12 protein-coding genes, 1 tRNA gene and 1 pseudogene are annotated in these 14303 nt (G+C 35.9%); 11 read left to right on the forward strand and 3 right to left on the reverse strand.

The features are described 5' to 3' along the window. Positions 1-2: 2 nt before the first annotated feature. Positions 3-295, reverse strand: a pseudogene (locus tag H0X48_05240) (type II toxin-antitoxin system RelE/ParE family toxin). A gap of 324 nt (positions 296-619) precedes the next feature. Here H0X48_05240 and H0X48_05245 point away from each other — a divergent pair. The 8 genes from H0X48_05245 (at position 620) to dnaA (ending at position 8909) form a co-directional block, all read left to right on the forward strand. Next, positions 620-1855 (forward strand): ankyrin repeat domain-containing protein, encoded by a 1236-nt coding sequence (locus tag H0X48_05245; GenBank protein MBA3954695.1) that lies wholly within the window; start codon positions 620-622, stop codon positions 1853-1855. 435 nt (positions 1856-2290) lie between these two features. Continuing rightward, the gene (locus tag H0X48_05250; GenBank protein ID MBA3954696.1) at positions 2291-3337 is read left to right on the forward strand and encodes a hypothetical protein; all 1047 of its coding nucleotides are present in this window, start codon (positions 2291-2293) and stop codon (positions 3335-3337) included. A gap of 74 nt (positions 3338-3411) precedes the next feature. Further along, positions 3412-3488, forward strand: a tRNA-Arg gene (locus H0X48_05255). A 14-nt stretch (positions 3489-3502) separates the two neighbouring features. Further along, a complete protein-coding gene (locus tag H0X48_05260) occupies positions 3503-4723 on the forward strand; it encodes an FAD-dependent oxidoreductase (protein ID MBA3954697.1) in 1221 nt (406 codons plus the stop codon). A 19-nt stretch (positions 4724-4742) separates the two neighbouring features. Beyond that, a complete protein-coding gene (locus H0X48_05265; protein MBA3954698.1) occupies positions 4743-5396 on the forward strand; it encodes a phosphatidylserine decarboxylase family protein in 654 nt (217 codons plus the stop codon). Beyond that, positions 5393-6142, forward strand: coding sequence for a CDP-diacylglycerol--serine O-phosphatidyltransferase (pssA, locus tag H0X48_05270; protein MBA3954699.1), 750 nt, complete (start codon positions 5393-5395; stop codon positions 6140-6142). The genes H0X48_05265 and pssA overlap by 4 nt, the downstream gene beginning before the upstream one ends. A 161-nt stretch (positions 6143-6303) precedes the next feature. Next, the gene (locus H0X48_05275) at positions 6304-7425 is read left to right on the forward strand and encodes an N-acetylmuramoyl-L-alanine amidase (GenBank protein MBA3954700.1); all 1122 of its coding nucleotides are present in this window, start codon (positions 6304-6306) and stop codon (positions 7423-7425) included. A 68-nt stretch (positions 7426-7493) separates the two neighbouring features. Beyond that, the gene (gene dnaA, locus H0X48_05280; GenBank protein MBA3954701.1) at positions 7494-8909 is read left to right on the forward strand and encodes a chromosomal replication initiator protein DnaA; all 1416 of its coding nucleotides are present in this window, start codon (positions 7494-7496) and stop codon (positions 8907-8909) included. Between the two features lies 1 nt (position 8910). Here the strand turns inward: dnaA and H0X48_05285 are convergent, their stop codons facing one another. Beyond that, on the reverse strand, positions 8911-9951 hold the full coding sequence (locus tag H0X48_05285; protein ID MBA3954702.1) for a hypothetical protein: 1041 nt from the start codon (positions 9949-9951) through the stop codon (positions 8911-8913). Positions 9952-10124: 173 nt separating this feature from the next. Between H0X48_05285 and H0X48_05290 the strand changes: the two genes are divergently transcribed. Then, positions 10125-10652 carry a hypothetical protein gene (locus tag H0X48_05290; GenBank protein MBA3954703.1) on the forward strand — a complete coding sequence of 176 codons (528 nt, stop codon included), beginning with the start codon at positions 10125-10127 and terminating at the stop codon, positions 10650-10652. 1 nt (position 10653) lies between these two features. Here H0X48_05290 and H0X48_05295 read toward each other — a convergent pair whose 3' ends face one another. Beyond that, entirely contained in the window at positions 10654-11841 is a 1188-nt protein-coding gene (locus tag H0X48_05295; protein MBA3954704.1) for a phosphoglycerate kinase, read from the reverse strand. A 100-nt stretch (positions 11842-11941) separates the two neighbouring features. Between H0X48_05295 and H0X48_05300 the strand changes: the two genes are divergently transcribed. Then, complete coding sequence (locus tag H0X48_05300; protein MBA3954705.1) at positions 11942-12868, forward strand: hypothetical protein; 927 nt, start codon at positions 11942-11944, stop codon at positions 12866-12868. Positions 12869-12972: 104 nt separating this feature from the next. Continuing rightward, a partial coding sequence (locus tag H0X48_05305) for a hypothetical protein (GenBank protein ID MBA3954706.1) occupies positions 12973-14303 on the forward strand: 1331 nt, incomplete at its 3' end.

Consider the following 14303-nt stretch of genomic DNA (forward strand, 5'->3'; position numbering starts at 1 on the left):
TATTAATGATAATCTACAATTTCAATATTTGCTGGTCCATGGTTACTCCAGGAGAATATAATTCGATATTGATCGTTGATTCGAATGATATAATATCCTTGCAATACGCCTTTAAGAGCTTGAAAACGATTTGCTAGCGAAGCTTTAAGGCCCTTAAGATCATGAGTAGCATAAATTGTATCAAGCTTTCTATAACAATAGCATGTAACAAAGGTCTAAGCTTTTTTCTTGCTTGTTTATAATTGATGCCATTAAATATACCTTCTGTACCTTTATCAGCAAATGATTGAATCACCTTGCTTCTTGTACAAGTTTTTATATTAGAGCTTATCCGAAAATTCCCACAAATCTAAAATTGTGAATTACCGAGGCAAATTGGCACAATGCAAGAAAAGAATCTTTGTCTTTATCCAACAAAATTTTATACTACAAGCTTGAATGAATGAAGTTCCTTATGATTTTAGAGTATACTATCTCTTCTGCATATAAAAACGTAATTATGGTTATCTTGTCTAATTTTTAAGCCTGGTTACTTTATTTTAAAAATTGGCAAATGGGCAAAAATAGAGTAAAATTACAATGGGATAAATAAATTATTACTATAAATCTATGGGCAACTATGAAAAGATTATTACTGATATTAAGTTTCTTAGGTATTACATTAAAAGCTGGTAATTACGAAGAAATTGTTAAAGCTATACAAGAAAATAGAATTGAAACAGTATTTAAATTGTTATGTTTCATTCCTGATATCAATAAAATATGGAATGGTGAATCTCTTTTGCCTCTTGCTGTAACATTAAGAAGAACAGAAATAGTAAAAAGTCTTATTGATCATGGCGCTAAAGTAAATTGTGTTTCTACTAAATTTGGATACACTCCATTGCAGAAGGCTGCTTTTATGGGAGCTGAAGATATTGTTAAAATCCTTATCCATGAGGGTGCTGATGTTAATAGTATTGACAATAAGGGATCAACTCCTCTTCATGCGGCAGTTTCTTCCGGTAATAGTAATGTGATAGTAATGCTTATCAATAATGGGGCGCACGTTGATATTAAAGATAATTTAAATAGAACTGTTTTTGATATGGCTGAGGGATTGAGGGAAGAAAAAAGACAACAAATAGTTACCACTATTACCAGCACTAAAAAAAGATTAGAAGAAGCTGAAAATAGTGCTCATTTGTTAAAAGCTATAAGAGATAATAATGTACCAAAAGCAAAAGAGCTATTAAAACAAAATATAGATATTAATAGACTTTTAAATGGCTCTGAATCATTGCTTCATATGGTAGTACTTAATGGTTCTAAAGAAATGCTAAAATTACTTATAGACCATGGTGCTGATATTAACAAAGTTGACAATGACGGAAATGCAGTGCTTCATCATGCGGTTGCTCAAGGGGCTTGCGAGATAGTGCAGATTTTGATAGATGCTGGTGTCGATCCTTTTATTGGCAATAAAGAAAATAAAATAGCTTTCGAAATAATATATGACTCTTATTTATATGACTCTTATTTAATAACCGACTTACTTGCAAACTATATGCCTTTATACACAGAGTCACAAAAGCCAGCTGAAAATACTTTGAGCAAAATTGTAGAACTTGGGTATCCAGGTTTAGTTAAACAAATACTTAAAAAAGTACCAGTAACTATAGAACAGTTATACGAATATAGCAAAATAGCTCATGATCAGTTTAACAAAACGAAAAAAGATACTTATAAAGCAGTAGGCCAAATAATGTTACGCGCTATAATACGCTATACATTATTATACAAAAAACTCATGGGCGCTAATTTACCAGGCGATATAGCCCGTATTATTGCTCATATGGATTTAAACTTAAAATAGTATTACTCGGTTGTTTAATACTAAATGTTCAGCAGATTTTAAGAAGCTAAAAATTTTTCGCCAAGCAGACTTCCTGATATGCTGTTTTTTCATGATAGTATCGATTAAATAAAGATTTATAAGTCTTTTTGGATACTATCATGTCTTATCTTTTTTACCTGTTCAGAAAATCAATAGAACTTGATCTTATGAAGCTCTATATCTTGCTTTCGGTGATAATTTTAGATGCATTGGTATTTTTAGTATAATGTATATTTTATAGGGGCATAGCCTAAAGCTAAACTATCACTAGGATAAATAATAAGGATAATTTATTATTTCTATTATAAAATATAATTAGTTAATTTTAATTAAATAATTGACACTTGTAATTACATGGTGTAGTATTATATCTAAGTATATCTAAAATATTAAATTCTCAATGGAGCCTAACTCATGACTAACTTCTATAAATTAAGTGTTTCTATCACCTTTCTCTTAACTATTTTTAACAGTTATAGCTCTGTAACTTCTTTACAAGATCTAGCAGCTGATAAAACTATAGAAGCATTACTTTCTCAAACATCTCAAGAAAAACTTTCTACTGCTATCTCTAGCATACCTGAAGAGATACAACAAAGACTTAAAGGTAAAGTACTAGAGAAATATAAAGATGTTTTAAATAAAGTTATAGCTACTCAATCTAAAGAGCTTGCCGACGGTACTTATCCTATAGGTTCGGTAGCGGTTAGTCCTGATGGTAAGTATGCACTAACCGGATTATCAGATGATGCTCCTTGCTTATGGAATTTATCTACTACTAGGAGTGTCTTATGGGATTTAGTTACTGGTACGTGTATAAAAGAGTTCAGAGGCAATGATGATTTTGCAAAGCCGGAATCATTCAGTCCTGATGGTAAGTATTGTTTAACTACATCACCTGATAAAATGGCTCGTGTATGTCCTGTTGCTCACTTAAAGGTGTTAAACCTTGAGCAGCTACTATTTATTATTAGATCCATACAAGGGACTATCAATTTAAATGATAAAGGCACACAACATTTATTAAATTCGTTATCATCAACTATAAATCCTTATGGTGCCTTGCCAAGTAGAGATTACGGTACTAATCCCTTAGTTAAAGCCTACATAGACCTTAAACGTAGACAACTTTTTCAGGCAGTTACTATTGATGATGTTGATACTGTCAAAGATTTAATAAAAGAAGGCTTTAACACAATATATATTACTGATAAATTAGGTAATAATATGTGGCATTACGCTTTTCAGGGCTACATAAAAGATGGTATTGCTTATCCAAGCCAAAAAGTATTAGCGTACTTACTTGAGCTAGAAGGAAGTGATAAGGCTTTAAAGAAACCTAATAAAGCAGGTATCTATCCTTTTGCTGTGGGTCTTATTTATCATAAAGACTTTACAAAGCAATTTATAAAAGAGTTATCGCAGTCTGAAACTAAAAAGAGTTACTCTGTGGTTCAGTAGCCTTTAGTTTTAAATACTTCACTTAATTCCTCTAAGTGTGTAAACTAAATAGAAGAAACAAAATAGCACTAAAAGCGCCCGTAGCTCAGTAGGATAGAGCGGCAGATTCCTAATCTGTAGGCCGCAGGTTCGATTCCTGTCGGGCGCACCACAAAATACAAAATTATGCATACAACCTATGTAGTAATCGGCAGCTCTGCTGCTGGTACTGCAGCCCTTTCAACACTTAAGCGTCTTAAACCTCATTCTACTATTATTTGTATAACTAAAAACAAGTCTGTTGATTATAATACCTGTTTGCTTGCTTCATATGTTGCTCAAGAAAAAACACTTAACGATATAGCTCTTTTAAATCCAGATATTATGTGGCATAGAGGTAAAGTAGTTACCCAAATCAATAGACAAGATAAGTGCGTAATGCTTAGTACAGGTGAAACTATAGCCTATGATTATTTGTTATTAACTCTTGGTACGCAAGTACATAAACAAGATTATAGTAGGTATACTTTAACGCACGAAAAAGTTAGAGGTATAGAAAACTTTTATACACTTGAAGATGCTGAAAATATTAAAGAGTTTATAAAACAGTTTACTGTTACTACAGCAGTTGTTGTAGGTGCAGGTCTTACGGGTATTGAGTGTGCTGATGCTTTAGTAAAGCTAGGTATAGAAGTAACACTTATTGAAAAGAGCACCAGGCTATTACCTAAGTTATTGGATACTGATTCTGCTCTGTGGCTAGCTGAACAATTAGCGGTAGCATCGCCTAAGATTAGAATTATTACAGACGATACGGTAAAAGATATATGCCACAAGCACAGTAGAGTTACTAAAGTAATAATGGGCAGTGGCAGTGTTATTAACACTCAACTAGTTGTTTTTGCTCTTGGTGGCAAACCTGCAGTAACACTTGCTCAGCAGGCAGGATTAGCAATAGATCAAGGTATTAAAGTTGATTCTTGTTTTAAAACCCAAGATGCCCATATTTATGCAGCAGGGGATTGTGCTTTAGTAAAAAATAAAATTACTAGAGAGCCCGTGCTTAGTTGCACGTGGCCAGACGCTATTATACAAGGCATGTTAGCAGCTTATGCTATGACTGGTCAAAGTAAAGTATATCCAGGTATAACGCCCCTGTATACATCCCAATTTTTTGGCATCCCATTTGCTTGTTTAGGTGAAAAAGCTCACACTACTAGTGTAGTATATTCTGGGGTAAAGGCAGGAGTGCCCTATTATTATTCTTTTTTTTTAGATACAGATAAAAAAATAACAGGAAGTGTACTGTTAGGATCAAGAGAGTATATGAGCAAAGTCAAAAAAATAATTGAAACACAAGAATCTTTTGAGCCTCTTAAAACAGAGCTTGATAAAGATCTCTGCTAATCTTCTAAAGGTATAGGTAATGTTAGAGATTGTAACACATAATTTATTATGGACTGAAGGCATATATGTGCTCGTTGCAGGTCTTTTGCTAGCAGGTTTGGCATACTACCTTAATCGCTGGCTGTTTATGCTGGCCCTGGCATTTTTAGCTTTTAGTTTTTTCTTTTTTAGAAATCCTGATCGTGTATGTGCTCAAGCACAAGCTGATAGCAATATACTTATTTGCCCTGCTCAAGGTATTGTTGTAGGTGTTGATCAATCGGAAGAGCCAGAATTTGATGGTTTTAGTCAGCGTGTTTCTATTTTTCTTTCACCCCTTGATGTGCATGTTAACTGGACTCCTTGTGCAGGCACTATACAAGAAGTTACCTATAGGCCGGGCAGATTTATAATGGCTTTTGTACCTAAAAGCTCTGAGCTTAATGAGCGCATGGACATTACCATCAAAGACGATCAAGGTCGTGTGCTGCTAGTACGGCAAATAGCAGGTATGGTCGCTCGACGGATTATTTGTTGGGTAAAACCAGGAGATCGTGTAACTGCAGGACAAAAGTATGGTATGATTAGGTTTGGATCACGTGTTGATATATTACTGCCTAAAAATTGTGAAATTGCTGTCAAAGCAGGTGACTATGTGTATGGTGGTCAGCAAGTACTCGGAAGGTGGCTATGATAATGAAGGTAAAAGCTTTAACTCATTCAGGAAAGCAGCGTTGTAAAAAATCGCTTTTTATGGTGCCCTATATATTTACGTACCTTAATGCTATTTGTGGTTTTCTTTCTATTTTAAAGTCGCTGGAGTCGGATTATAAAGCAGCAGCTTACTATATTTTAATGGGTGCTTGTTTTGATGCCTTTGACGGAAGATTAGCACGTGCTTTAGGATCAACGAGCTGTTTTGGCATGGAGCTAGATTCTTTATGTGACGCTATATCTTTCTGTTTGGCTCCTACAGTATTAATTTATTGTTGGGTACCATTTTCTATTGGATTTGGTGGCAAGCTTATTTTAGGTCTTTACTTATGTGCTGGTCTTGCACGACTTGCTAAATTTAATACTACAAGTGGTAAACAAGAGCATGCGTTTAGTGGTCTGCCTACCACATTAGCCGCCTTTTTTATAGCTAGTTTAGTTTTAGCTGATACGTGGCTCTCTGGACATGCTTTTAAAGTGCTTTTACATAAACCAGTATTGTTCTCTCTTGTTGGTCTAATAGCCTGCTTAATGGTGTCATCAGTACCATTTTATTCATTTAAGCGCTATAGAGTTAGTGTGCAACGCGATGGTTTAAAGTATCTAAGTATAGTGCTTACCAGCGCTCTATGTTTGCTTAAAGGTTATCCGTTGCTTTTTTTTAGCTTAAGCAGTTATATACTTGCTTCAGTTATTTATTGGTTATGGAATTTACGTACTCGCTAATCAGGTACTGATACATTACAAGCGCCCAATTATTGATGCTAATGCTAATAATTGGGCGCTTATTTGCTAATTAATATTGACAAATATAAAATTATATTAGTATTCTTACATTATAGAAGGGGTGTTGGCTCAAGTAAGGCTTGGTTTTAAATGAGGGAACTATGAAAGCGTATGTGTATGTATTTGTGTTTACCTATTGCGCGACGTTGCTCAGTCTTGGAGTGCCAAAAAGCACGGTAGATCTTACCTCTGTAGCTTGTTCTCAGGGAGAAATTACCACTACTTTTACTTGCTATTTTTCTCAAAGGCCCCTCTGCATTTATGAGCCACAGCCTGATAGAGATGCACGTGTTGCACAACAAACGGTAGTTTTTTTTGTGCCATTAGCTTCTATAAGTACAAGTTGTCAAACAAAGCTAGCACGTATGATGTCTGACAGTAGCTCAGGTATTACTCTTTCTATAAAAACTGTTACAAAGCCACTTCGGGGGATTACCCTGACATTTAAGTATGATGCTCAAAAAAAATCATGGGATCATGCCTTATTGGATACTAATACTGATACACATGGCATTGTTGTAAAATTTCATGATAAACAGGCTCTTTCTCATATCAATCAACGAAGTAGTCCATTGCGTTGGTATGCCCAGGGAAAACATCAGCCCCGTATTGTGCTAGACGCCACTTGTGGCGGGTATGATAGGGGGCACTTATATACAAGCCAATCACGTGAAAAGGATATTACTTTTTCATATGCTCAAGCTCTAGGGAAATCTCTCTCTGCGCGTGGCTTTGAAGTATTTTGTACACGTCATGCCGATGTTTTTGTTAGCCCTGATGCTCGTAGTACTTATGCTAATATGGTTTGTCACGCTGATCTGTTAGTATCTTTTGCAGCTTCTTGTACTTACCTTAATGGTGCAGTAGCAGTTACTATTGAGCAACCTACACTGCAAGTCCATTCTTCAACTGCAACGATGCAAGAGCAACAGCAGCTTAAAAGTCTATCTCTGAGTTTACATAAGCGTAGTCAAAGTGTAGCGCGTTGTATACATGAAAGTTTAAAAAGCAGCTGTGTAAAATATAATTGTATTTTGCAATCAGGCCTTGATGAGCGTACTGTTCTGCTCTTTCAAGGTTTAGAGATCCCGGCTGTTCAAGTGCAATTGGGTAAGCTGGGCAGCTCACCACGGTATCAACCTGAGATTGTTGAGAATTTGAGCAACACTTTACAGCACTGCCTAAATGAAAAAAACAATAAAATATACAATGCCTCTTTATAAAGTTGTTATATATGGTAAAGTAAAAGTATCTTATAACACCCTAGATACCATTTAAAGCACAGAATACTTTGATAATAGCAACCGTTTGGGAAGAGTTTTTAAAAATTGTTAAAGAAGAGGTAGGTAGCCGTGTGGTAGAGACCTGGTTTAAATCAGTTGTCTTTAGCCAATGGGATAGCTCTACTAAAACAGTTTATTTACAAGTACCTAATAGTTTTATAAAAGACTGGATAGAAAGTAATTACACTCAATTACTTAAAGTACACCTCGGGCGCTTACTGCATGAAACTACTTTAACTATATTGTTTACTCAGTTAACTACCACAACTCAATTAACTGCACCTAGTGACAATAAGCCTTTAAGCACTGTTGTTGAATCTGGGAACTATACTAAAAGAGCTCATACGTTACCTGTTAAGAAAGACGAAATTGTTTCTCAGCAGCTGACGGTTAACAAAGTTGCTATTAATAAAAATTACCAGTTCGATACCTTTGTGGTAGGACCTAATAACTCGCTTGCTTATGCGGCTGCAAAAGCAGTAGCTGATAAACCAGGAATACTCTATAACCCTTTGTTTATTTATGGCAATTCAGGCTTAGGCAAAACGCATCTTTTACATGCAGTAGGTAATGCTATAGTGGCTGCTAACCCCAAATGCCGTATATTATATCAATCAGCCGATCGCTTTGTGAGCGAATTTATTAATGCTATACGTTTTGACAAAGTACCCCAGTTTGAAACTCGTTATAAAGATGTTGATGTACTTTTAATTGATGATATTCAATTTATATCCAATAAAGAGCAAACTCAAGAAGCTTTTTTCCATATTTTTAACACACTTTATGAAGCACGTAAGCAAATAGTGTTTTCAAGTGATTCTTTACCCGGAGATATAGAAGGTCTTGCAGGCCGGTTGCGTACCCGCTTAGATGGTGGTCTTATAACCGACGTACATGTACCTACGTTGGAAACTAAGATTGCAATAGTCAAAAAGAAAGCAGAGGCTCATGGCACGATTCTAGCTGATGATGTCGCACATTTTATAGCAGCACGTGTTCTTTCAAGTGTACGTGAGCTTGAAGGCCTTCTTATACGTGTATTTGCTTTTGCTGATTTAACCAATCAGCCCGTTACCCTTGAATTAGCAGAAAAGGTATTAACCAGAAGCAGTAAAGAGAAAGCAAAACAACCGGTTATTGATTTGCAGCATATTGCAGCAAAAGTTGCTCGGCACTATAATTATTCTTTAGGTGAGTTGCGCTCAAATAAACGGCATAAAGATCTGGCCTTAGCACGACATATTGCTATGTATCTTATGAAAAAGCTCACCGATAAGTCGCTTGCCGATATTGCTCTTTTTTGGAAGCGCAAAGATCATTCTACTGTTATACATGCATTTGATAAAATTGAGCAGTATAAACGTATAGACAAGAAATTAAATAGTGCTATTGAAAATCTTGAGCAGGCTATTGCTAACTATTAATCTAGCAAGGCAGTATCTTTTCAGGATTTATCTGTAAATTTTTACGCACACTTTTATCCCTAAAAAAGCAATCCGTTACGCATTTAGCAGTAAGTTGAGCATACCAAGAACCGTAACTGCTAAAATGGAGTTCTTTGCGGAGCCCTATCATGGTGGGAAAGTGTTCAGTATCAGCAAGTAGCGTAATACCGGTGCCTTCTTCTTTCATAAAGTTGTCTATATGCGGGTCTATGCGATTGCCTAAAAAGTGGCATAATCCTAAAGCAAACTTTCTATGCTCTCTATTAAATATATTAAATTTTTTGTCCGTTTTTATCTCATCGGCTATTATAGCATATACTGATGGTAAAATAGCATGATAGTCTTGAGTACCTATATATTTTGAACGCAAATTGAACCAACGGCATTTCTCAGGGATCCAAAACCATTTCCGTGGAGTATCAAGTTTTTTTGACCAGTAGCTATCACGCGCAATATGTTTTTTAATTTCTTCTAAGTTTTTAATACGGGTAAATCCTGATAAATATCTGTTTATGCCGCCGCCCATAACAAAAAAGCAGCCAGGTTGCCATCCTTTAGAAAAAGGTTTTACAAAAGACTCAGGAGTCTCCATAAAGAGTTTAATTACAAAAGGATGATCATTAAATTTTAAAATTAAAAGGCCAGAAGTTGTTCGATAGTTAAAGTCTCTACTTTTAAGGATGGTAAAGTTTTTAAACTTTTTTTTATGCTCATAAATCTCTTGCAAAAGTTCTTCTATTAGTATATTGAGGTCAGAGCCTAAAACTGCTTTTTCTGAGTTGCGATAGGTAATTGATTCTTGAGGCAATACACGAGCCATAAAGTATTTTTTATCAAATTTGTTAAATAAAGCTTGTGCTTCAAGAAAGTCACTTTTTAGATGGTGTTCTTGCGTCTCATCAACCCAGGAAGTTGATATCGTAGGTTGTGTTAACGCGGGAGGTCTTAAAAGACTTCTCTGGCCATAACAAGAAAAACAAAGGCTAAAACTATACAAAACTATTAGTAGAGCGCTATACATGATTCTCCTTGTTGTTCTTTTTGTCCTTATACTAGCATGGCCACGACACTCTGAGCAAGAGTAAGAAAAAAGTAAAAAAAGGAGTTGATTTTTTTTAAGTTTGTCTGGTAAGCTGTCTTTAGAAAAAGTAAGAGTGGGGTCATAAGTGTAACTTTTTAAAAAAGGATTAGGTTATGAAGCAAGGTGATATGTCCCCGAGACATGAGCAGTTGTTGGTAAGTTTTGCAAGTTTACCTGAAAAAATGCTAGCACTCTACGATCTAGAAAACTTGGTAGAGTTTGTATTGCATGAATTATGTACTACGCGTTGTTTTAATTTATCTAAAGCAGCTTATTTTATTGACAATGTTGACTTTGATTGTTTTAAGGGTCTTGCAGGATTTGATAAATCTAACGAGTTTATTAAGTCAGAAGAAAGTTGGGATACGCCTCAAGAATTTACTCAGCATATGCAAGGATGTAAATTCAACCAGAAAGTACGCAGCATTTCTAATGTAAGTCCTAAAAAATCTTCCTGTTCACAACAACAATTTATCAATGAATTAGCTTCTGAGCTGGAAATAGTGCGTCCAGCTACTTGTGCTTGGGATTTAAAGCACGATAATTATGGTATTTTAATTTATGAAACAGCAGGACATCAGGCCGTAGATAAGCACCTTTTCAAGGCTCTGTCACTGTTAGGTTTTTGTCCCGTGTTTTAAGTTATTCAAGCATGCTCTTAAGTGCTGGAAGCTGTTGGCTACTTAAATAGGTTAACGTTGCACCGCCACCTGTAGAGCAAAAGTTTATTGTATGCTCAAGTCCTTGTTTATAAACAGCACTTACTGAGTCACCGCCTCCTATAACACTATAAGCAGAGGCTTGAGCAATAGCTTGTAATAGATCATTAAAAAACGTACAACTGATCGGTTGCTCTGTTATACAACACGCACCAGTGAGAAAAATAGTATGAGCTTTAGTAATAGCTTGCTTATAGAGCTCAACTGTTTTAGGACCAATCGATATGCCCGTCATAGTACTGTCAAAATTTTCAGCCGAAATAACTTCATAAGGTGGCTCTAGCTTTTGTTGGCGTGTAACAAGGTAATCTTCAGGAAACAATACTGACACGTTGTTCTTGTGTGCTTGCTGAAGTATTTGTCGTGCTTGGTCAATAAGTGTATCATCTACCAATGATCTTCCTACAGGTTTACCTAATGCCTTTAAAAAAGTAAATACCAATGCTGGGCATAAAGCAACTGTTGCTATTTTAGGTAAAAGAGCTTGCATTAGGGGCAATTTATCTTTGATTTTGCCGCCGCCTACTAAAAACAAAAATGGTTGACTAGGCTGCTCTTTTAAATAGCTTAGTGCTTCAAGCTCTTTTTGCATAAGCAATCCAATGGATTTGTGATCAGGTGCATACAGCTCAGCCAATACTGTTACGGAAGTATCAGTGCGATGTGCTACGCCAAAAGCATCATTAATATAATAATCAGCTAGGTGCTTAAGTACAGAAGCAAATTCAAAGCTGGGTGATTGTTCTTCGGGCCAAAAACGTAGATTTTCTAGGAGCACTAGAGTGCCTGATGGTACTTGCTTTATAAGTATATTAGCTTGTTCTAGTGTAGAAGCAAATGTCACAGAATAACCATGCTCTTGGAACCAGGGTATAAGTATACGCGTTGATAGTGCTAGATCTTTTGCTTGAGGCCTTCCTATATGGGTAGCTAGGATAATTTTGCTGCCTTTAGTAACTAGTATGTTAAGCGTAGGTAGTAGGGCCTGTAATCTAAAATCACTTGCAATAGTGCCGTTAATCAATGGTACGTTTAAGTCAGCACGCAGAAAAACAGTTTGGTTTTTAAGTGGCCAGGAGGTAAAAGTACTTGTGGGTAATGTACTGTTCATAACTAGTGCCTTAAGCTTGGGTTTGGTAACTGTATGGATCAAAACTCTTTTAAAACATTCTACGCGCAGGATATACTAAAGTATAAAAAGGGTATAGTACATGATTGTCAAGAAAAGTCGCTTATTTTTTTATGTGCTCATTGTCTTGAGTTTAATTTCTAGTTTATATGGGCATCTACTGTGTATTTCTAAAAATCAGGCCTGGCTTGTAGAAGATCTTAAAAGTAAAAAAGATATTCCTAATCGTTTTAGAACATTTACTGATACAAAAGCTTCAGGTAGTTCTCAATTTACAGGATCTGGTGCGCAGTATATAAAAAAAAATATTCCAGCAGGTTATTCTATAACTATTATTGATTTACGTAAAGAACCTCATGGATTTTTAAATAATGAGCCTATTAGTTGGTATGGACATCATAATTTAATTAATGCAGGCTTAACGCCTAGACAAGTAGAACAAGATCAAAAGAAGCGGCTTGCAGCTGTTGGCCGTAAGCAATCAGTTTCTGTTTGTATATTATGCAAAGATGAGGTAAATAAAGGACCTACTAGCTTGCCCTGTGTGTGCAAAAATAAACCTGTACATTTGGTGCAAAGCGAAGAGGAGCTTGTCCGTAAAAATGGTATGAACTATAAGCGTTTTTATATACAAGATGGACATGCGCCTAATGATAGCCAAGTGGATGATTTTATACGCTACGCTAAAAGCTTGCCTAAAAATACTTGGCTTCACATGCACTGTCGCGCAGGTATTGGCCGCACAACAACATTCTTGGTTATGTATGATATTCTACGTAATTGTTCTAAAGCTTCTTTAAAAACAATAATTGAAAAACATGCTTTACATGGCGGTATTAATCTGCTTTCTAAAGATAACATGAATGCAAAGTGGAAAGTTGCACCTTTAACCGAACGCATAGCATTTATCCAAAAATTTTATACGTATTGTAAACAAGCATTGCCTAAAGGATTAAGTTGGAGCACCTGGAAAAAACAGGTAAGCTCTACTAAAAAAAATAGTATTTAAACCTAGAAAGAAGAGAACTCTTGACGATTATATAAAGTGTTGTAGTATAGTAAAGCAGAAAACTTTATCTTATTAACTGACACTTCATAATCAAAGGGTAAATTATGTACCAACAAAGTAAAAGAAATTTTTGGTTTTTAGCAGTAGTATGCCTACTTGCTTTGCCTAATAAAATACAAGCAATGGCTCAAGAAAGTCTTGCGCTAGATAATGATTCTACAAGTATAACTACTAATAAGCGTGGCAACTGTAGCCCTTGCTTGAGTCGTACTACTTTTGTGCCACGACAACCAGGAACAGATCAAACTCTTGAGTTAACACTTACCAACTATTTTTTATACCATACTCAAGTTCCTTGTCGTCCTATAGTTTTTTTAAGCGCGACACCATTTTATGAGCAAACTACGCGTGACTGTGATTTTGGCCGCTATTTTTTACCTGACCATAAACGTTCAGTGACATTTGAAGGAAATCGTCTTTCTATTCGTCCTGAAAGACGTGTTTATGGAGCATTACTTTATGCGCAACTTGATTTAGAGTTTTTACGTCCTGGTACTTGGTTAAGCATTAACGTTACTCCTCTGCGCGTTGAGCATACACTTAACTTACATGCTGATGATGCAACACGCGAAGAGCTTGGCTCATCAAATTTAAAATATGGTGCTGTGACTAACTGCAAGCTTACTCGTACACGTATTGATGATATTTTAGTTAAGTTTGGCTTTAATGTATGGCAAAATGATTGTGCCCACGTTGACTTTTATTCAGTATTTACCTTCCCTACAGGCAAGTGTAGAAATGCACGTTACTTATTTGAGCCTACTGTAGGAACAGTTCATTACAGTAGTGGTTTTGGTTTAAATGCTGACTATATACTGTGGAATAAGGGACAACAGAGCTTGACTATTATGGGTGACGCTAATTACCGATATTCCATTGCTGAAGATGAGCGTCGTTCATTTGATTTCTGCCACTATGGTGAATGGTCTCGCTTTTTACCTGTAAGCAAAGCTGGTAGTTCAACAACCCAACCGGCTATTAACCTCTTTAGTCCTTGTGTACGTGTAGAACCACGTAGCTTTGTTGAGCTATGGACTGCGTTACATTACCAATATTGCAACTGGGCTTTTGAAGCTGGTTATGATTTATGGTATCGTGAAAATGAAAGAGTGTACTTGAGAAATAATTGCAGAGCGCGTAAAGACTTAGTAATTTATGATCAAGCTGATTTACTTGGTTGCTCAACTACACCTAACACAACAACTTCTACTCAAGTTATTGATGGTGATCTTAATTTATGCTCAGCTGCAGCTCCACAAGTTATTACTCATAAAGTGTTTGCTGCTGCTTCTTATAACTATAATTGGCATACTATACCAACTATGCTTGGCCTTGGTGGTTCTTACGAGTTTAGTAAGCATCATGGTTCACGTGG

The sequence above is a fragment of the Candidatus Dependentiae bacterium genome (genome assembly GCA_013821315.1).
In the GTDB taxonomy this organism is placed as follows: Bacteria; Babelota; Babeliae; order Babelales; family Babelaceae; genus JACDHA01.